The sequence below is a fragment of the Snodgrassella sp. B3088 genome, from assembly GCF_026535815.1.
Taxonomy (GTDB): Bacteria; Pseudomonadota; Gammaproteobacteria; order Burkholderiales; family Neisseriaceae; genus Snodgrassella; species Snodgrassella alvi_E.
The window spans coordinates 146891-170726 of sequence record NZ_JAFNPG010000004.1; the positions used below are offsets into that span (position 1 = coordinate 146891).

22 protein-coding genes are annotated in these 23836 nt (G+C 46.0%); 3 read left to right on the forward strand and 19 right to left on the reverse strand.

The window, feature by feature from the left end; genetic code table 11:
• Positions 1-5 precede the first annotated feature (5 nt).
• The 14 genes from ftsA to mraZ all read right to left on the reverse strand — a co-directional run bounded on the left by ftsA (position 6) and on the right by mraZ (position 15836).
• The gene (gene ftsA, locus J3U75_RS03895; RefSeq protein ID WP_267390622.1) at positions 6-1241 is read right to left on the reverse strand and encodes a cell division protein FtsA; all 1236 of its coding nucleotides are present in this window, start codon (positions 1239-1241) and stop codon (positions 6-8) included.
• A 42-nt stretch (positions 1242-1283) separates the two neighbouring features.
• Positions 1284-2063 (reverse strand): cell division protein FtsQ/DivIB, encoded by a 780-nt coding sequence (locus J3U75_RS03900; protein ID WP_267390623.1) that lies wholly within the window; start codon positions 2061-2063, stop codon positions 1284-1286.
• Positions 2047-2958, reverse strand: coding sequence for a D-alanine--D-alanine ligase (locus J3U75_RS03905; RefSeq protein WP_267390624.1), 912 nt, complete (start codon positions 2956-2958; stop codon positions 2047-2049). Before J3U75_RS03905 ends, J3U75_RS03900 begins: the two co-directional genes overlap by 17 nt.
• Before the next feature lie 66 nt (positions 2959-3024).
• The gene (murC, locus tag J3U75_RS03910) at positions 3025-4425 is read right to left on the reverse strand and encodes a UDP-N-acetylmuramate--L-alanine ligase (protein WP_267390625.1); all 1401 of its coding nucleotides are present in this window, start codon (positions 4423-4425) and stop codon (positions 3025-3027) included.
• Between the two features lie 77 nt (positions 4426-4502).
• A complete protein-coding gene (gene murG, locus J3U75_RS03915; protein WP_267390626.1) occupies positions 4503-5570 on the reverse strand; it encodes an undecaprenyldiphospho-muramoylpentapeptide beta-N-acetylglucosaminyltransferase in 1068 nt (355 codons plus the stop codon).
• A gap of 36 nt (positions 5571-5606) precedes the next feature.
• Positions 5607-6761: a putative lipid II flippase FtsW gene (gene ftsW, locus J3U75_RS03920; RefSeq protein WP_267390627.1), complete on the reverse strand. Its 1155-nt coding sequence runs from the start codon at positions 6759-6761 to the stop codon at positions 5607-5609.
• Positions 6758-8107 (reverse strand): UDP-N-acetylmuramoyl-L-alanine--D-glutamate ligase, encoded by a 1350-nt coding sequence (murD, locus tag J3U75_RS03925; protein WP_267390628.1) that lies wholly within the window; start codon positions 8105-8107, stop codon positions 6758-6760. The genes ftsW and murD overlap by 4 nt, the downstream gene beginning before the upstream one ends.
• A gap of 64 nt (positions 8108-8171) precedes the next feature.
• Positions 8172-9257 carry a phospho-N-acetylmuramoyl-pentapeptide-transferase gene (gene mraY / locus J3U75_RS03930; RefSeq protein ID WP_100140389.1) on the reverse strand — a complete coding sequence of 362 codons (1086 nt, stop codon included), beginning with the start codon at positions 9255-9257 and terminating at the stop codon, positions 8172-8174.
• A 137-nt stretch (positions 9258-9394) separates the two neighbouring features.
• A complete protein-coding gene (locus J3U75_RS03935) occupies positions 9395-10753 on the reverse strand; it encodes a UDP-N-acetylmuramoyl-tripeptide--D-alanyl-D-alanine ligase (protein ID WP_267390629.1) in 1359 nt (452 codons plus the stop codon).
• A 20-nt stretch (positions 10754-10773) separates the two neighbouring features.
• Positions 10774-12255 (reverse strand): UDP-N-acetylmuramoyl-L-alanyl-D-glutamate--2,6-diaminopimelate ligase, encoded by a 1482-nt coding sequence (locus tag J3U75_RS03940; protein ID WP_267390630.1) that lies wholly within the window; start codon positions 12253-12255, stop codon positions 10774-10776.
• A 73-nt stretch (positions 12256-12328) separates the two neighbouring features.
• A complete protein-coding gene (locus J3U75_RS03945; protein ID WP_267390631.1) occupies positions 12329-14071 on the reverse strand; it encodes a peptidoglycan D,D-transpeptidase FtsI family protein in 1743 nt (580 codons plus the stop codon).
• A 72-nt stretch (positions 14072-14143) separates the two neighbouring features.
• Positions 14144-14416, reverse strand: coding sequence for a cell division protein FtsL (ftsL, locus tag J3U75_RS03950; protein ID WP_100140393.1), 273 nt, complete (start codon positions 14414-14416; stop codon positions 14144-14146).
• A 26-nt stretch (positions 14417-14442) separates the two neighbouring features.
• Positions 14443-15384 (reverse strand): 16S rRNA (cytosine(1402)-N(4))-methyltransferase RsmH, encoded by a 942-nt coding sequence (gene rsmH, locus J3U75_RS03955; protein WP_267390632.1) that lies wholly within the window; start codon positions 15382-15384, stop codon positions 14443-14445.
• Positions 15381-15836, reverse strand: coding sequence for a division/cell wall cluster transcriptional repressor MraZ (gene mraZ / locus J3U75_RS03960; RefSeq protein ID WP_037404983.1), 456 nt, complete (start codon positions 15834-15836; stop codon positions 15381-15383). The genes rsmH and mraZ overlap by 4 nt, the downstream gene beginning before the upstream one ends.
• Before the next feature lie 286 nt (positions 15837-16122).
• Here mraZ and J3U75_RS03965 point away from each other — a divergent pair, with 286 nt between their 5' ends.
• Entirely contained in the window at positions 16123-17274 is a 1152-nt protein-coding gene (locus tag J3U75_RS03965) for a class I SAM-dependent methyltransferase (RefSeq protein WP_267390634.1), read from the forward strand.
• A gap of 240 nt (positions 17275-17514) precedes the next feature.
• Positions 17515-18552: an oxidoreductase gene (locus J3U75_RS03970; RefSeq protein ID WP_267390635.1), complete on the forward strand. Its 1038-nt coding sequence runs from the start codon at positions 17515-17517 to the stop codon at positions 18550-18552.
• Positions 18553-18619: 67 nt separating this feature from the next.
• Here the strand turns inward: J3U75_RS03970 and ybaK are convergent, their stop codons facing one another.
• Entirely contained in the window at positions 18620-19108 is a 489-nt protein-coding gene (gene ybaK / locus J3U75_RS03975; RefSeq protein WP_267390636.1) for a Cys-tRNA(Pro) deacylase, read from the reverse strand.
• Between the two features lie 73 nt (positions 19109-19181).
• Between ybaK and J3U75_RS03980 the strand changes: the two genes are divergently transcribed.
• Positions 19182-19532, forward strand: a complete 351-nt coding sequence (locus tag J3U75_RS03980; RefSeq protein ID WP_267390637.1) for a RidA family protein — start codon at positions 19182-19184, stop codon at positions 19530-19532.
• A gap of 62 nt (positions 19533-19594) precedes the next feature.
• Here the strand turns inward: J3U75_RS03980 and argJ are convergent, their stop codons facing one another.
• The 4 genes from argJ to J3U75_RS04000 all read right to left on the reverse strand — a co-directional run bounded on the left by argJ (position 19595) and on the right by J3U75_RS04000 (position 23716).
• Entirely contained in the window at positions 19595-20812 is a 1218-nt protein-coding gene (gene argJ, locus J3U75_RS03985) for a bifunctional glutamate N-acetyltransferase/amino-acid acetyltransferase ArgJ (protein ID WP_267390638.1), read from the reverse strand.
• 64 nt (positions 20813-20876) lie between these two features.
• Positions 20877-21635: a CDP-diacylglycerol--serine O-phosphatidyltransferase gene (gene pssA / locus J3U75_RS03990; protein ID WP_267390777.1), complete on the reverse strand. Its 759-nt coding sequence runs from the start codon at positions 21633-21635 to the stop codon at positions 20877-20879.
• A 4-nt stretch (positions 21636-21639) separates the two neighbouring features.
• On the reverse strand, positions 21640-22863 hold the full coding sequence (gene hflX, locus J3U75_RS03995; RefSeq protein ID WP_267390639.1) for a GTPase HflX: 1224 nt from the start codon (positions 22861-22863) through the stop codon (positions 21640-21642).
• 73 nt (positions 22864-22936) lie between these two features.
• Entirely contained in the window at positions 22937-23716 is a 780-nt protein-coding gene (locus J3U75_RS04000) for a phosphatidylserine decarboxylase (protein WP_267390640.1), read from the reverse strand.
• Positions 23717-23836 lie beyond the last annotated feature (120 nt).

The window sequence follows — 23836 nt, forward strand, 5'->3', positions numbered from 1 at the left end:
ATAAGTTAAAAATTGTTTTTAAACCAAGCTTGTAATTTGGAAAGCCATGACTCTTTCGGTTCGGCAGCAGTGGCAACAGGCAGGTCATTTTTACTGTCATCTTCACATGCTGCCTGCAATAGGCCAATTGCGGTGGCATAACGCGGGTTGCGAATCCGCTCGGATACACCGCCCATTTCCTGTGGAACGCCAATACGCGCAGGCAGATTGAATACATCTTCAGCCAGCTCTACCATGCCGGGTAATAATGACGCACCACCAGTTAAAACCACACCGGACGTGAGCACATCTTCCGGAAAGCCAGAACGACGTAATTCGTTTAATGTCAGCTCCAGAATTTCTTCCACACGCGGACCAATAACACTGGCCAATGTCCGGCGTGAAATCTGACGTGGATTGCGATCTCCAACGCTGGGCACTTCAATCATGTCATCCAGTCCATCCATTGTAGCCAGCGCTACGCCATGGTTGATTTTGATGTATTCAGCAGCACTGTGCGGTGTGCGTAATGCCTGAGCCAAATCCTTGGTAATCAAGTCTCCCGCAACAGGAATGACAGCTGTATGCCGGATAGCTCCGTTGGTGTAAACAGCAATATCAGTGGTACCTCCGCCGATATCAATTACACAGACGCCAAGATCCTTTTCATCTTCAGTCAACACCGCTTGTCCGCTCGCCAACGGCTGAAGAATCATTTTGCTGATTTGCAAACCGCAACGATTGACGCATTTCTGAATATTCTGCATGGCAGTGACTGCACCAGTGATAATGTGAATGCGTGTATCCAGACGCACGCCGCTCATACCGATCGGTTCGCGTACACCGGGCTGATTATCAATAATAAATTCCTGTACCACTGTATGCAGAATATCGTGGTCAGGCGGAATATTCACTGCTTTAGCGGTTTCAATCGCACGGTCGATATCGGCCTGACTAACTTCACCATCCTTGATTTTTACCACACCCTGCGAATTGAAACTACGGATATGATTGCCCGCAATGCCGGTGGTAACGCTTTCTACCGGTACATCAGCCATCATCTGTGCTTCTTCCATGGCCTGCTTGATAGCCTGTGCTGTGGTTTCGATATTGGTCACCATCCCTGCCTTCAAACCGCGAGATGGCGCTTGTCCCAGACCAACAATGTGGATTTGGTTGTCTTCCTGTACTTCACCAATCAGGGCGATTACTTTTGACGTGCCGATATCCAACGCACTGATGTATTTTTTACCTTTAACCATGGTCATCACTTTAAATTCAAATTATCAATCGGTCTGTCCGGATCAATCCAACTGTGCTTCCTGCTGATCCATTGTTGCAGCATCTTCTGAAAGATTAACGTCAGCAGAAGCTGATACAGCTTTGTTTTTATAACGTATTGCAAAACCATCTGGATAACGCAAATCCACATAGTCAATAGCAGCGGCCTGATTGTGCAATACCTGAGGCCATGCCCAGACAAAATGCGACAGACGCTGCTGTACTTTTTCCCGCCCCAGTCGCAGTGTCATACCATTAGTCAGTTTCAACTGCCAGGCAGAACGGTCACTCAGCTGTAATTGCTGAATATGCAAGCCGGTTGGTTGTAGCAAACTTTCGAATGTTAGCAAATGTACAGTCATGTAGCGAGCGGAACTGTTGGTTCCAGTAAATAATGGCAACTGTTGCTGACTGGTTGCAGTAAATATTTGTCCATCGTTGTCCACCAGTTGCTGAGCATTCCAACGTGCCACAGGTACCCGCTCTTTAATCTCCAGCTGTACAGTATCAGGCCATATCCGCTTTACCTGAACTTTGGCGACCCATGGCAGTTTAGCTAAAGCCGCCTGTGCAGCACTAACATTCACGGTAAAAATATTACCACGCAAATACTGCTTACTGATTTCTTCAATTTCGGAAGACTGCAAATTTTTCAACGGCTGTAACACTTTTATTTGCCGTACCGGAAAGTAAGGTGAGTGAACCAGCCACGTTCCGCCTGCACCAAGCAGACAGAACAATACACAAACATATAACCAGCGATAAAGCCGTTTTAAGGCCTGCGCATTATCCCAAAGTCGCATGACTTAAAATTTCAACACACAAATCTTCAAAACTCAAGCCAATTTCACGTGCCGCTTTAGGCACCAGACTGTGACCTGTCATGCCTGGCACAGTATTGACTTCCAGAATATAAATCGTTCCGTCTGCATCACGGAGAAAATCTACTCTTCCCCAGCCGCGACCCCCCAGAGCTTTAAATGCTCGGGCTGTCAGATCCCGCATGTGCTGCTCATCTGGGGGTGTCAGATCTGCGGGACACAAATAAACGGTATCATCACGGTGGTATTTGGCCTCATAATCATAAAAGTCAGTTGCCGGAAGAATACGTATACTGGGCAACACCTTCTCACCCAAAATAGCACAGGTATATTCTCCACCCTCAATAGCACGTTCTGCCAGAATTTCACCGTGATATTGTTTAAGCTCCTGATAAGCCTTAGCCAGTTCACCCGTCTGTCTGATTTTCATCACACCTACACTACTGCCTTCGGCTGCCGGTTTAACAAACAGAGGCAAACCCAGTTTTGCTTCTACATCAGCAAAATCACTATCGTCATGTAATACAATAAAGGGGACACAGGGTAAACCAACACCCTGCCAGATAAGACGGCTGCGAAATTTGTCCATACCTATAGCACTAGCAGCTACGCCGCAACCCGTATAAGGTATACCCAAGGCTTCTAGTGCGCCTTGCACCACACCGTCTTCCCCAAAGGAACCATGCAAAATATTGAAAGCATGTTTAAACTTTTCACTGACCAAGTCAGACAAGGGTCGCTCAGCTGGGTCAAAAGCATGTGCATCCACACCTCGGCTTTTGAGCGCTGTTAAAATTGCCGCGCCACTGGCCAGTGACACCTCACGTTCACTGGAGAAGCCACCCATCAGTACGGCGACTTTACCAAAATTATTCATTACTTTATTTTTTCCTGTATTTCTTTCAATTATTACTATTTTTGCACACGATATAGATTGCCATACCTAAATAGCTGCGGCCATTTCTGTAATCATGGCTGGTACTTTATTGATACTACCAGCACCCATATTGAGCAAAACATCACCATCTTGCAACACATTTAATAAAGTGGGTGCCATTTCATCCACGTTTGCTACATAAATCGGTTCAACTTTGCCTAAAACCCGAATAGCTCGCATTAATGCTTTACTGTCTGCGGCCACAATTGGATCCTCACCTGCTGCGTATACTTCCGTTAACACTACGCCATCAGCTTTAGTCAGTACCTGTACAAAATCTTCAAAAAGGTCACGGGTTCGGGTATAGCGATGCGGCTGAAAAGCCACTACCAGCCGGCGGTCTGGATAGGCACCACGCGCCGCAGCAATAGTAGCAGACATTTCCACCGGATGATGTCCATAATCATCAATAAGTAATGCTTTACCGCCATCCGGCAAAGAAATATCACCGTATTGCTGAAAACGGCGACCAACACCGGCAAAGCTTTCTAGCCCAATCTGTATTGCGGAAACAGAAACACCGATTTCCAGTGCCACACCGATTACAGCAAGTGCATTTAAAACATTATGCTGTCCCGGCATATTGACCGTTACACTAAATGGATTAATACCTTTTTTGCGCGTATGAACATCAAAACGCATCTGCGCACCGCAGGCTTCTATATTGCTAGCATATAAATCGGCACTGTCATCCAGTCCGTAAGTAACAAAGGGTTTCTGAATAAGCGGCAATATCTGACGCACATGTTCACTGTCAATACATAAGAAGGCTTTGCCGTAAAATGGCATTCGATGCACAAAGTCAACAAAGGCCTGATGCAGTTTTTCAACATCATGGTCATAAGTATCCATGTGATCAGTATCTATATTGGTCACAACTGTGAATAGAGGAGTCAGATATAGAAAAGATGCGTCGGATTCATCAGCTTCAGCAACAATATATTCCCCTTTACCCAGCTTGGCATTGCTGCCGGCAGCAGTTAAGCGTCCGCCGATAACGAAAGTCGGATCCAGTCCGGCAGCGGCGAGCACAGAAGCAGTTAGGCTGGTAGTTGTCGTTTTTCCATGTGTACCGGCAATCGCAATACCCCGTCCAAAACGCATGATTTCAGCCAACATCATGGCACGAGGGATAACCGGAATTTTTTGTTCCAGTGCAGCCACCACTTCCGGATTGTCTTTCTTTACCGCGGTTGAGGTCACAACCACATCAGCACCACAAATATTATCTGCACTGTGACCACAGCTAATCTGCACGCCGATAGCACGCAAATGTTGAGTAGCGGCATTATCAGCTAAATCAGAACCACTAATCTGATAGCCTTCATTATGTAAAACTTCAGCAATACCGCACATACCCGTACCGCCGATACCCACAAAATGTATGTGACGGATCCGGTCTTTCATATTTTCTTTCATACTATATTTACTTTTCCGGCCGGCTCAGGCTATACAACATCTTCCGGCCATTCTTTAATCATTGTTCAAAGCACACTAGCCACTGCCGCCGCTGCGACCTTAGCCGCACTATCCGGCTGAGCCAATGCCCGAGCTTTCTCTGCCATCTGCAAACATTGTTCGCGTGATAAATCAGCCAGTACTGTTTGCAGGGACTGAGCATTTAGGCTAGTTTGAGGCATTAGCACGGCCGCGCCATCCTTAACCATATACTGTGCATTAGCAGTCTGATGGTCGTCAACAGCATGCGGATAAGGCACCAAAATCGCGCCTAAGCCAGCAGCGGTTAGTTCAGCTATAGTCAGTGCACCAGCACGGCATATCACTAGATCAGCTTCACGGTATGCAGAAACCATATCGGTGATAAATTCCACACATTCTGCTTTAACACCACACTCAGCATATTGATGCTGTAACTGTGCCAATTTATTGCGACCAGACTGATGCAGCAGATTCGGACGCTGCGATTCCGGCAATAAAGCCATAGCCTGTGGGACAACTTTATTTAATATATCGGCTCCCAGACTACCGCCCACCACCAAAATATTCAGCACGCCCTGCCTACCAGCAAAGCGTTGTGCTGGTGGGGTTAATGATGCAATATCTGCTCGAACAGGATTACCCACCAGCCCGTTTTGGTTGGTAAAAACCTGCGGGAATGCATACATTACCTGACTAGCAAAATGAGACAGCACTTTATTAGATAAACCGGCAATAGCATTTTGCTCATGTACAATCAACGGCAAGCCACATAATCTGGCAGCGATGCCGCCGGGAAAAGAGACAAATCCCCCAAAACCGATAACCGCATCAACATTGTACCTACGGATAATTCTCCGTGCGGCAGCAATGGTTTTTACTAAAGTAAACGGCAACAGTAATTTTCTCTTAATTCCGTTACCGCGAATGCCTTTAATAGAGAGAGTTTCCAACGGAATGTTGTATTGTGGTACCAGACGCGTTTCCATTGCACCTTCACTACCTAGCCAGACGATACGGTGTCCCTGCGCCTGCAACTCCTGAGCAACAGCAAGTGCAGGAAATATATGCCCGCCTGTACCGCCTGCCATAACCATAAAGGTTTTTACATTCATTGAATATCCGCTTTACTCATTATGTTTGAGGATAAATTAAACTTTAAAACCACGCATGACCCGTCGGTTTTCATAATCAACTCGTAATAGCAAGCCCACGCAAATAAGAATAATCATCACCGCAGAACCACCATAGGAAAGCAAAGGCAAAGTTAAGCCTTTAGTTGGTAGAAGTCCAATATTGACACCAATATTAAAAAAGCTCTGGATACCCAACCAAATACCAATACCTTTGGCAACAAATGAACCATAAAACAGCTCTAGATCACGTGCCTGCTTGCCAATTGAAAAAGCTCTGATCACTAACCAAATATAACAAAACATTAGTACCAGAATACCAGCAAAACCGAATTCTTCTCCAATTACCGCGAGAATAAAGTCGGTATGAGCTTCAGGTAAATAAAAACGTTTTTCCAAACTGGCGCCAAGCCCGACGCCAAACCAGCCACCACGACCGATGGCCATTAATGAATGGGTCAACTGATAGCCTTTACCAAGCGGATCAGCCCACGGGTCAAGAAAACCGGCCACGCGCGCCATACGGTAAGGTTCAAACAGTACCAGCAAAATCATGGCCAGCAAACCGAAACCAACAACCGCCATAAACCAACGAAAAGGTAAACCAGCCAGAAACAGCAGGCCGACAGCAATAACGGATACCACAACAAATGATCCAAAATCGGGCTCCAGCATAATCAGCCCAAGACCAAGACCGACCGGAATACCAGCAAACCAAACCTTTTTAAATTCTTTTAATATTTCTGCTCGGCGGGTAAAGAAACTAGACAGATACAGAATAATAGCCAGCTTGAACACTTCTGTAGGCTGAATATTGACCATACCTACATTAATCCAGCGGCGGGCACCGTTAATTTCACGCCCCATCACTAGTACCAATATCAACAACAGAATACTGAGCAGTAATACTAGTGGTGTAAGTTTTTTCCATGTACGTAGTGGAATACGCGCGGCAATACAACCAAGCAGCCCGCCGCACAGCAGAAAAACTGCCTGACGTACTAGATAAAAATAAGTACTGCCGCCATCATGTCTTGCATAAGCAATAGAAGCCGAATAGACCATAATCAGGCTAAAACTGGCCATCAGCACCACCATCCACAGCAGTGACTGGTCGAATGTATCGCCGCGGCGTAATAATTTACGGTCGAGCAAACGTGATTCGGTAATCATGCTTGGCTACCCTGCAACTGTCGCACACTGGCAATAAATACTTCACTACGGTGCGCATATCCTTTAAACATATCATAACTGGCACATGCCGGACTCAGTAGCACGATATCACCCGCTTTAGCCAGTGCAAAGGCACGCTGAGTAGCCTGAGGTAAATCATCACAATATTCTACCGGATAATTTTCTCCATCCAGAACAGATCCTAGCTGCTGTGCATCTACGCCAATCAGCAGAACTGCCCGAGCCTTATCACGTAAAGCTGTTTGCAACGGCGAAAAATCCTGTCCCTTCCCTTGTCCGCCCGCTATCAACACGATTGGTTTATCCAGCCCAAACAGTGCTGCACAAGTTGCACCGACATTGGTTCCTTTTGAATCATCAATAAATGTGACACCATTGACTTCAGCCACCTTTTCAACCCGATGCGGCAACCCCTTGAAATCACCAACATGGCCCAGCAGTTGCGCTCGCGATAAACCTATGGCTTCACATAAAGCAAACGCAGCCAGCACATTGGCAGCGTTATGTTTGCCTTGCAGAGGTAGTGCATCAAAGGATAGTAAAGCTTCATTACCAGCAGAGAGAACACCTTGATTCAGCCAGTAGTCGGTATTTTTTTGTAAAGAAAACCATTTCATATTATGTTCGTGGCGCAGCATGGCACAACAGAATGTGTCATCAGCATTCAATACCTGAATGGCATGACCACGAAAAATCCGGTCTTTACTGTGTGCATAATCAAGTAAATCATCATAGCGATTCAAATGATCTTCAGACACATTCAGCACTGTAGCCACAGTGGCATTGAGACACGGAGTGGTTTCCAGCTGAAAACTGGAAAGTTCCAGCACCCACACATCGGCGGTTTTACCGTCGCGTGCTAGATAAGCTTCAAGAACCGGTGTGCCTATATTGCCTGCAACAACGGTATCCAGACCACACTTTTCACATAAAAATCCTACCAGACTGGTGGTAGTGGTTTTGCCATTTGATCCGGTAATTGCAATTACTTTGCTACCGCTACCAGCCAGTAGTTCAGCTAAAATAGCTACATCACCAACTACTTGTCCACCAGCACGTTTAAAAGCAACAATTGCTGCATCACGTTGACTTATACCTGGGCTTAACGCCAGCACATCAAAATGATGCTGATTCAACACTGCCGCCAATTCACCCGTATGAATGTCAACCTGATAATGATTGAGAACTGACTGACGCGTTGCTTCATCCAACTGCATATCATATGCGGCCACTTTAGCGCCAGCTTGAGTCAAAAATGCCAGCATTGAAACACCGGTACGTCCCAACCCTGCAACCAAAACTTTTTTATCACGCCAGTCAGTCATGGCTTAGTCCTACATTTATTTTTCAGTTACACATTCAAGGCCTGAAACTAATATTTTAAGGCCATTACCGTATTTTCAGAGAAGAAAGTCCCACCAGCACCAAAATCATGGTGATAATCCAGAAACGTACTACTACCTGCGTCTCTTTCCAGCCTTTCTGCTCAAAATGATGGTGAATCGGTGCCATCAGAAAAATACGTTTACGCCGTAATTTATATGAACCTACCTGTAGCATCACTGACAAAGCTTCTACAACAAATAAGCCGCCCATAATCACCAGCACAATTTCCTGACGCACTATCACCGCTATCGTACCCAAGGCGGCACCCAGAGCCAATGCACCGACATCTCCCATAAATACCTGTGCTGGATAAGCATTAAACCATAGGAAACCCAGACACGAACCACAAATGGCTGCACCAAATATCATGACTTCATTGGCGCCGGGCACATGAGGCAACTGCAAATAATGTGCAAATTCTGCATGTCCACTCACATAGGCAAAAATAGACAAGCCCGCAGCCACCAGCACTACTGGAAAAGCCGCCAACCCATCCAAACCATCCGTCAAATTAACCGCATTGGATGTGCCAACAATCACAAAGTAAGTCAGCACCACAAAGCCTATACCACCTAAAGGATAAGCAATTTCCTTGAAAAACGGCACAATAAACGTAGTTGTTGAACTTAAATGCGCAGCATAAAACAGCACCACTCCAGCAATTAGCGCTACGGTAGATTGCCATATCATCTTGAATTTGGCCGATACACCATGCGGGTCTTTGTAAACGACCTTTTTCCAGTCATCATAAAAGCCCAGCGCTCCGGTACTGAGCATTACTAGCAACAGCACCCAAATATAAGGATTAGCCAGATTGGCCCATAATAATGTTGTAACCGTAATTGCCAATAAAATCAGCGTTCCGCCCATTGTGGGAGTACCGCTTTTAATTAGATGGGTTTTGGGTCCATCATCTCGAACGGCCTGTCCGACCTTGAGTTGAGTTAATTTGCGGATCATCCATGGCCCAAATGCAAGACTTAGTCCCATAGACGTAAGCGCAGCCATTACAGCACGGAAAGTAGTGTATTGAAATAAATGAAAACCACTTATCCAATAATGAAAAAGTTCAGCTAACCACAAAAGCATGGTTGTTTTTCCTTGCCACAGCTCAGGCCATGACGGTTAATCAAATAATCACTGCTGACGGAAATAATTGTTCCGACAACCTAAACCGGTAACGAAAGCATCAAACAATCAAACCGGCAATCAATGGTTACCGCATTTTATTCTTGCGTTAAAGCCGCAACCACATCTTCCATGTGCATAAAACGTGAACCTTTCACCAGAATAGTCGCCGTTTGCTGATCCCAGGCGCGTAAATCCTCAATAAGCCGGTTTCTGTCCTGATAAAACGCTTCTTTAGCGCCATAAGCTTCGGCAGCATATTGGCTGTTATCACCGATAAAAAACGCAGCCTCAATACCTCGTTCACGCATGTAGGCACCAACTTCAGCATGCAAAGCAGGAGCATTATTGCCAAGCTCACCGATGGCACCCATAACAATGACCCGTGGTGCCGGAAAAGCCGCCAGTACATCAATCGCAGCCTTGAATGCATCAGGATTGGCATTATAAGTGTCATCAATAACCAGCGCACCATTCAAACTGTGCTTCTGCTGCAAGCGGCCTTTGGCATTTTGAAATGCATTCAGTCCATGCAAAGCTGACAAAGGTAAACCAGCTGCCAGCGCCATCGCGCAGGCAGCTACAGCATTGTGTACCATATGCAATCCGGGCACGGGTATATTTATATGAGTCTCAACTTGCAGGCTGTGCAGGTCAAAAGCAATGCCTAATGGCTGCAAAACAATATTTTCAGCATGCACATCACCCAGCTTTGTACCAAAGCGGACACATCTTTTACCATGCAAAGCTTTGATATAAACCTCAGACTGTCCGTCATCAGTTGGAACAAAGCCAATTCCATCAGCATTTAAACCTTGGTAGATTTCACTTTTAGCACATGCAATATCGGCCACATCTGCAAAACCGCAGCCAATGTGAGCACGCAAAGCATTATTAACCAGAGCAAAATCTGGACGCGCCAAACCAGTTAAATAACTCAGTTCGCCGGCATGATTCATGCCCATCTCAATTACGGCGTAGCGATGCTGCGGTTTTAATTGCAGCAATGTTAATGGCAACCCTATGTGGTTATTAAAATTACCAGCAGTTGCCAAAATCGCATCTTTACCCGCGTGGCAACGCAGAATAGTAGCCAGCATTTCCTTTACAGTAGTTTTGCCAGCCGAACCAGTCACACCGAAAACCTGCAATTGCGGATTAACAACCATACGCCATGCATGAGCCAGCTGGCCTAAAGCCTGTTGTGTATCGGCAACCACTAAACAACGTGCATTAGTCTTCCAGTCAGAGCAGCTGACAATGCACAACGCTGCTCCTTTTGCCAGCACTTCATCAATAAAATCATGGCCATCAAAATGTTCTCCCTGAATGGCCACAAACACATCACCCTGCTGAATCAGGCGGCTATCGATAATCACCCTATTTACCGGCTGGTTATGGCTTGGTAATACCTGTCCAAAAGTCTGATAAATAAAATTTAGATCTAAATTCGACATGTTATTTCTATATATGCATTTCAGCAGCCACGTTGCTGTAAGGCTGCCTGCGCTACTTCAAAATCAGAAAAATGATGCTTGTGGCCACCGATATCCTGATAGGTTTCATGCCCCTTACCAGCAATCAGTACAATATCGCCTATGGCAGCATGCTTTACTGCATAATCAATTGCCTTGCAGCGGTCGATTTCCACCAAAGCCGGTTCAGCCACTGCCGGTAAAATATCATTGATAATCGCCTCTGGATTCTCAGTACGCGGATTATCACTGGTTACCACCACATAATCTGCTCCTGCTGCTGCAGCCGCGCCCATTAGTGGTCTTTTACCTGCGTCACGGTCGCCGCCACAGCCGAATACACACCATAAATGTGAACCTGCCGGTTTAATTTCTTGTAAGGTAGCCAACGCCTTTTCCAACGCATCTGGCGTATGTGCATAATCCACCACTACTAATGGCTGTTTATCGCCCATCAAGCAATCCATGCGTCCGGTAGCTGGCCGAATATGCGGCCAGACCGCCAGTACATCTGCAAAAGTAAAACCGTTGGCACACAATACTCCGACACATGCTGCCAGATTCTGTGCATTGAAACGCCCGAGTAAATGGGTATGCACAATACCTTCTCCCCATGGGGTGCATAATTGTACTTGCATACCATTAGCTGAGGCCTGAAAGTGAGAGATGTGAATATCAGCTTGTGCATGAAAACCATAAGACAGTACAGTTAGCTGCGAACAATCACGATGCAGTTGCTGCCATAACTGAAAGCCGAATTCATCATCAATATTAATAATGGCGTGTTTTAGACCCTGCCAGTAGAAAAGTGAAGTTTTACAAGCACCGTAATTCTGCATGCTATGATGATAATCAAGATGATCACGGGTTAGATTAGTAAAGACTGCGCTGGTAAAAGGCACACCCACTACACGATCTTGATCCAAGCCATGACTGGATACTTCCATGGCCACTGCAGCGGCATTTTCTTGAACAAAGCGGCGTAACCAAGTCTGATTGGTTACCGCGTCCATGGTGGTATTGACAGTATCATGTAGCTGCTGCCAATACCCATTGCCTACCGTACCCATAATGGCACATTTCTTACCCAGAATATCTGATGCCTGCGCCAGCCATTGTGATACCGAGGTTTTACCATTGGTACCGGTCACCCCCCAGATAGTTAGTTTGCTGCCCGGATTATCATAGCAGGCAGCTGCTACCAGACCGGCACGCTGGTGTAAATTTGCTACCGGCTCATTTTTTACTTTCCAGCTTTCCTGCCACTGAAAATGGCCATCATCGTCCCAGAAAACAAATTCTGCCCCATTATCGATAGCAGACTGAATAAAATCGCGACCATCGGAATACTCTCCCTGACAGGCCACAAACACATCGCCTGGCTGAACCTGTCGACTGTCCGCACGCAAGTTTCTACCTGCAACTATAGCGTGTGTTTCAGCCGCTAAATGATACTCAGGCAAAGGCTTTTTCAGGGAAAACATAATACTGCCGTTTCAAATATTTTTATCAGTTATAAACAGAAGACAATCTGTGATGACACAGATTGTCTGAAGATTAATGTTTTTCAGTATGCACACTTGTCTTAACTGGTCTTGTAGGTGAAACACCAAGCACATTCAATGTGCCGACCATCACATCATGGAATACCGGACCGGAAACCGGACCACCATAATAGCCATTGGCAGTAGGATTCTGGATATTCACTGCTACAATTACTCGCGGATTGTCTGCCGGTGCAAAACCAATGAATGTAGCCATGTGCTTGGAATCTGAGTAATGACCATCAACAAGCATACGTGCAGTACCAGTTTTAGCTGCAACATCATAGCCATCAATCGCACCTTGCAGGCCGGTACCACCTGGTTGGGTAACGGCAATCATCATATGCCGTACTTCCTGCGCCGTTTTCGGCTGGATGATGCGCTCACCCTGCGGTGCTTTGTCCAGTTTCAGAAAACTTACCGGCAATAGTACACCATCATTAGTAAATATGGTGTATGCACGTGCCAACTGGAGCAAACTCATCTGAATGCCGTATCCAAAAGACATGGTTGCCTGCTCAATAGGGCGCCAGCTATGCCAGTCGCGCACGACCCCTGGTGTTTCACCGGGAAAACCAGAATGCATGCGATGGCCAAAACCGATAGAAGTATACATGTTGTACATTTCTTCCGGCGTAAACATAGCAGAAATTTTACTTGTACCTACATTAGACGACTTCTGAATAATGCCGCGGACATCTAGGTAAGGGTAATTATGTGTATCCCGCACTGTGGCCGGACCAATTTTATACGGTAGAGTATTGAAACCGCTGCTAGGTCTGATTTTACCGCTATCCAGCCCTTTAGCAATGGTAAACGGTTTCATCGCACTACCCGGCTCAATCATATCGGTTACCGCACGGTTACGGCGGGCATCACTCTCTGTGGCTCCAGGATTATTAGGGTCATATCCCGGTGAATTTACCAGTGCAAGAATTTCCCCTGTTTTACCATCCAGTACCACTACCGAACCTGCTGAAGCTTGATGGAATTGCATTGCTTTATTTAAAGACTCATAAGCAATAGACTGAATACGCTGATCAACGGACAGTACCATATTGGTACCATTTCTGGGCGGCTGGTTACGTGGTGAATCCAGACTGTCAACTATGTTGCCTTTGTTATCGCGTAATACCACTTTAGCACCGTCTACACCGTGCAGAACACTTTCGCGGGACAGCTCCAAGCCTTCCTGTCCTTTGCCGTCAATATTAGTGAAACCAATAATATGGGAAAAAATCGGCCCCATAGGATAATGACGCTTACTTTCATGTTGAAATGCCAGGCCTTTTATATTAAGCGCAGCAACTTTTTCGGCAACTTCTGGTGGCAGCTGACGTTTCAGATAGATAAAGTCTTTATTACGGCTGAGACGGCTTTTGATCGTTGCCAATGGCACATCTATCAAAGCTGACAATTGCTGTAGTTGCGCATCGGTCGGCATCTGCTCCATGGCTGAAGGCACTGCATACAAAGAATCAGCCGGCGCACTGATAGCCAGTGCTGCGCCATTACGGTCAGTAATTGTGCCGCGTGTGGCCACCAATGGCAGAGTACGCACAAATCTCTGGTCGCCTTGTTCTTTTAAAAATTCGTGTTTTTCAGTCTGTAAATACACACCGCGTCCGATCAGCATGGCGAAGGCCACAGCCAGAGCACCCAGCACCAATACTATTCTTCCGTTCGTGGTCACAGGTTTTACCTGCTGCACTTCGCGGGTAAGCATGCGTGGCTTATAATCGTTTTTAATTAACATAGTAGTTTGTTCCACTGCTGGATAGTGCTGCCAGTTAGCAGCGTTTCCATTAATCTGTGACCTTTTATTTCATCATTTAACAGGCCGCGGAGCAGCCAGCATCCGTGTCTCGGCCAATGATGGTGAATGCAGATTCTGGCGTGCTGAAGCGTCCTGAATCAGCTGATGATTGGATAGCCGCGCCTGTGCCAATTTCAGCCGGCTGAAATCTTCATTTAAAAGACTCTCCCCTTTTTGAGCCTTATCCAACGCTATAAAAAACTGGCGCGAACGATCTTGTACTGTTACAACAGCAAAAGCTGAAGCCAGTACTAATACCAGCAAAATAATGTTGATTTTATTCATAGCCAATCAACCATAAATCTTTTCCATCAACTACGTTCTGCTACACGCAATACTGCCGAACGGGCGCGTGGATTAGCTGCAATTTCAGCAGCAGCAGGCTTCTGCGCTTTACCAATCAGACGTAGCGGAGGCTGTTCACGCTCCGCTTCCTTAAGCACAGCCCAGCGTGGCAGAGGCGCTGGCCGACTATTTTGTTGCATAAAATGTTTTACAATTCTATCTTCAAGTGAATGGAATGAAATCACTGCCAGCCGGCCACCAGTATTCAGGCGTTCCATTGCCTGTGGCAGCACCCCGCTTATTTCTTCCAGTTCACGGTTAATAAAGATGCGAATGGCCTGGAAGGTACGTGTGGCCGGATCCTGTGCGCGCTCACGAGTACGGACGACTTGTGCGACGAGACGCGCCAGCTGGCCGGTTGTGGTAATTGGCTTCTCTTCTCTCTGTGCCACAATTGCCCGTGCAATCTGGCGACTAAACCGTTCTTCACCATAATTTTTAATTACCTCGTGTATCGCCTGCTCCTCAGCCACCTCCAGCCATTCTGCAGCCGATTGCCCGCGTGTGGTATCCATGCGCATATCCAACGGTGCATCGAAGCGAAAACTAAAGCCTCTCTCTGCTTCATCAATTTGCGGGGATGAAATCCCCAAATCAAACAGCGCTCCGTTAATCTTGTCGATACCCAACTGCTTCAGTGAGCTGTTTAACGCTGAAAAGCCTTCATGTACTACCTGTACCCGATTATCCTGCTGTGCCAGCTGCCTCGCCACAGCTATTGCCTGTGGATCCTTGTCAAACACCACCAGCCTGCCATTATTTCCCAGCTGCGACAGTATCTGGCGCGAATGGCCGCCACGGCCAAAAGTTCCGTCAACATAGACACCGTTAGGTTTCACATGTAAAGCAGCAACTGCTTCATTCAGCAGCACTGTTATGTGGCCGCCATTACTCATTGATTTATTCATAATTGCAGCTGGGTCTTGCCCAGCTCTGCTGCCAGCATGTCTTCATCCATATCCAATGCGGCATTATTTTGTTCTTCCCACAGTGCCCTACCCCATACTTCGATGCGATTAGCACGACCTACAACATATACTTCACGCTCAAAATTCACCAACCGACGCAGATGCGCCGGCAACAAAACTCTGCCTGCACTATCCAGTTCCATAGTGTCTGCATTATGCAAGAGCAAATTCTGATAAGCCTGCAATACCCTGTTACCCGCCACCGGTAGCTGCAAAAGCTGCGCCTCTACACTTCGCCATGATGATTCAGGATAAAGTAATAAATGTGTGCGCTTTTCAAGCGTAGCCACCAGTACTGGAGTGAAATGACGCGCCAGCAAGTCGCGAAACTTAGCTGGTATTGCCAGTCGCCCTTTGCTGTCTATACTTAATTCATACGCGCCGCCAAACATTATTAGCTCCAGTTGAGTGATTCGGGATTATCCCCCACTTTGCCACACCTTTACACACTTATTCACACTATAAGTCAATTTTGCTTGCAGGGTCAATGCAATCAAGTCAAATTTTAGCCACTCAGAAAAACCACTATTTATTGAAAAAATCATCTAATTCAATACATTAATTAACTATTCTTCTAAACCCTAACCATTGTGCCGTTTAAGCATATTGATGCAAGACAGCACAGGCTGAAGGGAGCGTTTATAATGCTCTTATGTTTACATATTCACCATATAACCTATGGATAATTTACCTATCCCGGATAAAGTTGCTGCAGCTAGCTCTGCAACACTTACTTCTCTAATTCAGCAGAAAATAAACCAGCAGGGTGGTTGGCTGTCTTTTGCTGATTACATGCAGATGGCACTGTACACACCGGCTTATGGTTATTACACCGGCGGTGCACAGAAATTTGGACAAGATGGCGATTTTATTACTGCTCCCATACTGACTCCGCTTTTTGGTCATACACTAGCACAGCAATTAAATGCACTATTGCCACAAACGGCTGGCAATATTTACGAATTTGGAGCTGGTACTGGCCATCTAGCTACTTCTGTACTGACTGCATTAGATAGTGGACAACTTAAGCATTACTACATCATTGAACTATCCGCCGAGCTGGCCGAGCGTCAGCGCACATATATTCGGACCCATATCCCTGATTTGGCCGATAAAGTTGTTCATTTAAGCTGTTTACCGGCACAGTTTGATGGCATTTTGCTCGGCAATGAGGTATTAGATGCCATGCCGGTACCGATATATCAGCGTGTGGGAAATCAAATAGAAGAAATGGGCGTGAGCTGGCAGGATAACCGTTTGTGCTGGTCTCTTCAGCCCGTCAAAAATCAGCAGATAAAGCAACAGGTAATGGAAACTTTTCCTGTCACTAGCGAAATGTATCAGTCTGAACTGCATCCGCAACAACATGCTTTTGTGATCACTCTGGCGCAGAAACTGCACCGTGGCGCCATGATTTGGATAGATTATGGTTTCGATGCGGCGCAGTATTACCATCCGCAGCGACGGCAAGGCACTTTAATCGGCCATTATCGCCATCACACCATCCATGATCCTTTTTATTATCCCGGCCTAACTGATCTAACCGCGCATGTTAATTTCACCCACATAGCCGATGCTGGGGTAGAAAATAAGCTCGATTTAATTGGCTATACCACTCAGGCAACTTTTCTGCTGAATCTAGGTATTACCGAACTTTTAGCACAAACAGGCCTGCCGGATGAAACAGCGTATATAAAGGCAGCAGCGGCCTGTCATACCCTTCTTGATACACAGGAAATGGGCGAATTATTTAAAGTGATTGCTTTTGGAAAAAATATTGATGTTGACTGGCTCGGTTTTAGATATGGCGATTTGTGCCATAAATTATAGCAATAAATAATTTAAGCATTCTTAGCAAGCACGAATTGGAAAAATACTGTATTAGGAAAATTTTTTATTAAATTATATCAATTACTTAAATCATAACTCTGATAAAACAGATACATCAATTAATAAGCTGTGATTTTTATAACCATTTATAAACTGGATTTTAACCCTATCTAAATATGGCTACAGACAAACAGTTCCAGAAAATCACGCTCATGTAAGAACTTAAAAAAGGAAAACATAATGTCAATCTTGTTATCCCCTATTACCATTGGCCAATTGTCGCTGAAAAACCGCGTTGTTATGGCACCAATGTGCATGTATGAAGTTAAAAAAGAAGATGGCATTGTCACGCCGTTTCATTTTGCTCATTATGGAGCACGAGCCATTGCTAATGTAGGCCTGATTATGATTGAAGCCACTGCAGTACAGCCTGAAGGACGTATCACCAAACATGATTTAGGTTTGTGGGATGATAAGCAGACTGAAAAATTCACTCATTTGGTGGATTCGTTACATTATCTGGGCAGTAAAGTTGGTGTACAGCTGGCTCATGCCGGACGCAAAGCCGAAGATGCACTCCAGCCACTTGCACCCAGTCCCATTGCCTTTAATTCTAGCTCCAAAATTCCAAAGGCAATTACTCAGGACGAAATCAAACAAATCCGTACTGACTTTATTGCATCAGCTCGGCGAGCACTGCAAGCCGGCGTAGATGTGATTGAAATCCATGCCGCACATGGCTATCTAATCAGTGAATTTCTATCGCCATTGAGTAATCATCGAAGCGATGACTATGGTGGTTCTTTAGCCAATCGATATCGTTTATTGCATGAAATTGTTACCGATATCCGTGCGCATTTTTCTGGTTCACTATGGGTACGTCTGTCTTTATCAGACTACGACCAAAGTGGTCAGCAAAACACAATTGCCGACTGGCAGCAAATAGGCCAGTGGTTAGAACGTGACGGCATAGATGTAATTGATGTATCTACCGGTGGTGTAATGGATTACGCTCCTGATTTACCTTTACACGGCGGCTATCAAACACCGTTTGCTACCGCTATGAAGCAAGTAGTTGGAATCCCAGTGGCAACAGTGGGCTTACTGGATAGTCCGGATTTAGCAGAATATATATTGCAAACCAAACAGGCCGACCTGATTATGGAGGGAAGGGTATTGCTCCGCAATACAAACTGGTTGGCTGATGCTGCTCAGAAACTTCACGACCACAACTTCAAGCCTTTTAATGATTCTTATCAGCGTGGACAACTGAAATAAATGTTCACTTGTAGTAGAACGCACAGGCCAGACCATTATTCGGTTTGGCCCGTATACTAATTAATATTTATTCTGTTTCTGTAGCCACGTGCACCGATTGTGGTTGCAGACAAGCCAAATACTGTGGCTGTATTTTTACAAGAAATCCGCGTTTGCCGCCATTTATATAAATCAGTGGCAAAGCATAGATACTCTCTTCAACATATATCGGTAAACCCGCCTTATTACCAAACGGACTGGTACCACCTACCAGATATCCAGTCCATTTACTGGCCTGCTGGGGACTGGCCGGTTCGATATGTTTCATGCTGAGCTCTCGTGCCAGCTGACGTGTAGAAATATGCCGGTCACCATGCATCAGTACAATCAGTCCCTGTTTCTGCTCATTTTGCAGAACAATGGTTTTAATTACTGCATGCTCGTCCACATTAAGCGCCAAAGCAGATTGTGCTGTCCCTCCATGCTCAACGTAAGCATACTCCATTGGTTCATATGGTATCTGATGGTCGCGCAGAAAACGAATTGCAGGCGTGACTGGAAATTTACTTTTACTCATCCGTACACCGCATCCTTTCAGACCAAAATAACTGTGCTAACATCATTTATTTACCTTCATCAGGAACCTGTATATGAGTATCAAATTTTACCAGAGCGGTGACCGCCTTGCTGAAGCTACCATTGCCAATGGTCTGATATTTCTGGCCGGACAAGTACCCACGAATGAAGAAGCAGATATCACCGCCCAGACTGCCAACGTACTGGCACAGATTGACAGTATCCTTGCCGCCTGTGGCAGCGACAAACAACATATATGTGAAGCCGTGATCTACTTGAATGATTTACAGGATTATGCAGGTATGAATCAAGCATGGGATAAATGGGTGGTCCCTGGCCACACACCGGCACGAGCCTGTGTGCAGGCCGCACTGGCCAATACGCAATGGAAAGTAGAAATCAAAATTACTGCCGTACAAAAATAAATAAACAGCCATCAAGCTGATGTTATATCGGCTTGATGGCTAGAATATTACATACATTATATTTAACTGCGGTAATCCGCATTAATGGCCACATACTCTTTAGATAAATCACAAGTATAAATCTTAGCTTGAGCTTCACCACGAGCCAAATCAATTGTTACCGTTATTTCGTCCTGTGCCATAACTTGTTGTCCGGCTTCTTCAGTGTAGCTTGAGGCGCGCCCACCTTTTTCGGCTACCAATACATCACCTAAATACACTTTAATAGCGCTAACATCAAGATCAGTAATACCGGCATAACCAATGGCACACAAGATACGACCAAGATTAGGATCACTGGCGTAAAAGGCTGTTTTTACCAGCGGTGAACGGGCTACTGCATAACCCACCTGACGGGCTTCATCCTCCGTTAACGCATGACGCACATCAATAGTAATAAATTTGGATGCACCCTCACCATCACGTACGATAGCCTGCGCCAGCTCCAGTGCTACATCAGCCAGTACCGTTTTAATTGCAGCATAATCCTTGCTGGCTTCAGAGTCGATCCGGCCAAGTTCAGTTTTTCCGGTAGCTACCACCACAAAACTATCATTGGTAGAAGTATCTCCATCTACCGTTATGGCATTAAAAGAAGTATTTGCTACTTCAGCCACCATCTGCTGCAACAATGGCTGAGCGATATCAGCATCGGTAAACACAAATCCCAGCATTGTAGCCATGTTCGGATGAATCATGCCCGAACCTTTGGCAATGCCGGTGAAATGTACTTTATGTCCATCTATAGAGACTGTACGGCTGGCCATTTTGGGAACGGTATCGGTGGTCATAATCGCCGCTGCTGCCTGCGGCCAGTGTACAACTTTCACTTTAGGTAGTGCCGCCACGATCCTGTCTACCGGTAATGGTTCTAGAATCACGCCAGTTGAAAACGGCAGCACTTGTGCTGCTGCACAGCCAATTTGTTGAGCCACTTTTTCACAGATAAATTCAGCATCGGCCAAACCCTGCCGGCCAGTGCCTGCATTGGCATTACCCGTATTAATCACCAGCGCACGCACACCTGTATCCGTAGCCAGATGCTGCTTAGCAATTTGTACCGGTGCAGCACAGAAACGGTTTTGAGTGAAAACAGCGCCGATGCTGTTGACGCCATTCAGTACTATCAGGGTTAAATCATCATGATCGGGCTTTTTAACACCCGCTTGTCCCACAAAGACCTGTACACCATCAATGGCTAGAACCTGCCTATCATTTGGCACGGCCAGATTAACAGCCATAGCTATCCTCCTTTATTTCGAATACACCAAGCTTATTGTTGTTCCCTTAGTAAATTATTTTTTATCACGATTCAGGCTGAATCTTGCGTTTCGTCAGTAAGCGCCAGATAAACATCACATAACCAGACAAACTATAAAGCAAGAAAAAGGCAAACAGCACTACTGATGGTTCCCACGTCACTACCAGCAATGCAATCACCGCCAAAATCATTACAAAAAAGGGTACCTTACGATAGGCATTAATTTCTTTAAACGACCAAAAAGGAATCTGCGCCACCATGGATAAACCGCCAAACAAAGTAATAATCAGACATAACCAGTCCAAATGAGGCAGTCCTTGAAAAGTATGACTTACCCAAATCAGGCCAATTACTAGTGCAGCAGCCGTCGGACTAGGGATTCCGATAAACCACTTCTTGCTCACTTTACCTATCAATGTATTAAATAAAGCCAAACGCAAAGCAGCGCAGGCACAATAGATAAATGCTACCGAATAGCCAATTTTACCAAAATGGAATAATTGCCATTTATAAGCAATAAGTGCTGGAGCCACACCAAAACTCACCATATCGGCCAGACTGTCTAGTTGTTCGCCAAATGCACTCTGGCTATTGGTGAGACGCGCTACCCGTCCATCCATACCGTCCAGCAGCATGGAAATAAAAACAGCAATCGCTGCAATTTCATAATGCCCATGCATAGACTGAGTAATCGCGTAAAAAGCGGCAAACAGTGCGGCTAAAGTAAACGCATTGGGCAATAGATAAATGCTATTATCACGCAGGCGGCGTCGGTACGGCCGATTTGGACGGTTAGATTTCATTACATCAGCTTGTTGTGTCATATTTAGTTATATCCTCGACAGGCTTCATTAACCCGTCCTGTTCATGATGTGGTGTATGCTTCAGACTAGCCAGTTCTATCATAGCCATACGCAAATCAACTAATCCGCTACCATCCTGTACCGAAATATATACAGCCTGAGGGCGCCCGCGAATGTCGCGTACTATTCCCTTCGGCCGCTGTTCTGCAGCCAGTCTGTCAATTTTATTATAAATAATCAATTGTGGTATGTTTGCTGCATCAATTTCCGTCAATACAGTATTTACATCGTCGATTTGGCGTTCGAACTCAGGATGCGTTACATCCACCACATGCAGCAGCACATCAGCCAGAGCTGTTTCTTCAAGCGTTGCCGCAAATGCAGCCACCAGACCATGTGGCAAATCGCGAACAAAACCAACAGTATCCGATAAAAGCACACTGATCTGCTCATTCAGATACAAGCGACGCACCGTATTATCCAGCGTCGCAAACAACTGATCCTCTGCCACCACTTGCGCTTTAGTTAGACGGTTAAATAAGCTGGACTTGCCCACATTTGTATAACCGACCAACGCAAAAAGCGGTAATTTTCCTTGATTCCGACTTTTACGTTGCGTAGCCCGCTGCTGTCGAACTCGCTGCAACTCATGGCGCAAGCGCGTGATTTTCTGCCTAATCAGGCGTCGGTCTGTTTCCAGACGAGTTTCCCCCGGCCCGCGCAGTCCTATACCACCACGCTGACTCTGCAAATGTCCGTAACCACGTACCAGCCTGCTGGATAAATGCACCAGCTGCGCCAGCTCAACCTGCAGGCGCCCTTCTTGACTTTGTGCCCGTCGAGCAAAAATAGCCAGAATCAAACCAACGCGATCTAACACCCGACATTGCAGCAATCTTTCCAGATTACGCTCCTGTGTCGGTGTCAGAGCATGATTAAAGACAACCAGATTAGCTTCCGTCTCAACTACCTGCTGAGCCAGTTCTTCTGCCTTGCCTTTACCTACAAACAATGCAGCATTTGCATGCTGACGTCTGCATGGCACCACAGCCACCAGTTCTGCTCCGGTAGCTCGTACCAACTCCTGCGCCTCATCTAGCGCTGCTTCAAAGAGACTGGTTCGGCGCTCAGCCGTAACCGGAAAATCTTTGTCCAGCAACATACCCACCAGCAGCACTCGTTCAGGTTCTAGTCGAGCAGATAAACTGGCTTTAGATAATTCTTTCATAGACTAGCGTTTGTACAACAACAGGCTGCCTGAACCCGTAAAGAACAGACAGCCTGTCTAACCATTAATAACATCATTCCTGAGACAAAACATGCTGTGCTGCCGCAGCAGCCTTAGTGGTCGCATCTTTCACCATATCAGCCTGCTCTCCCGTATTTTGTTCAGCACCCTGTCTTTCTGCTACATCCGAACCTTCCTCAGGTGCCGCTAACGGCAACTTAGCCAATACTGTACTGCTGGCACGAACCTTATCCCCGATGGCCACCAGCGGTGTAGCATCTTCGGGCAGATACACATCCACACGCGAACCAAAGCGGATAAAACCATAACGGTCGCCACGGTGCAATAAATCATGGGCATGCACATAACACAGAATACGCCGTGCTACCAGCCCAGCCACCTGCACAAAAGTTACCGGCCGGCCTGTCTTTGTGACCGCCAGTACCGCATTACGCTCATTCTGCACACTGGCTTTATCCACTGCCGCATTCAGAAAACTACCTTTGAAATAATCAACCCGTTCTACCTTGCCATCAATCGGACTGCGATTGGAGTGGACATTAAATACATTCATAAACACACTGATTTTCAGCGCATTCACTTCTCGATACGGATCAGAGGTTTTTTCTACCACAACAATACGTCCATCCGCCGGACTCAGCACATCTTCAGGATCTGCAGGAATATCACGTGCCGGATCTCGAAAAAACTGCACCACAAATACTGTGATTACCCATAATGGCAGCGACCACCAGCCGCACCAGACAACTGTTAATATGCTCAGCACGAGACTGCCGATAATAAACGGCCAGCCTTCCTTTGCAATCAAAGGATAAGGATACATACGCGACACAAGGCTACTCCTTTACAGATAATCTACTGCGGACAGGTCGCAGCGAAAAACAAACAGAATACTTTGCTGAAATCCACACCATCAAGTCCTATAACTATAAGCAGATTTCACAATCTCAAC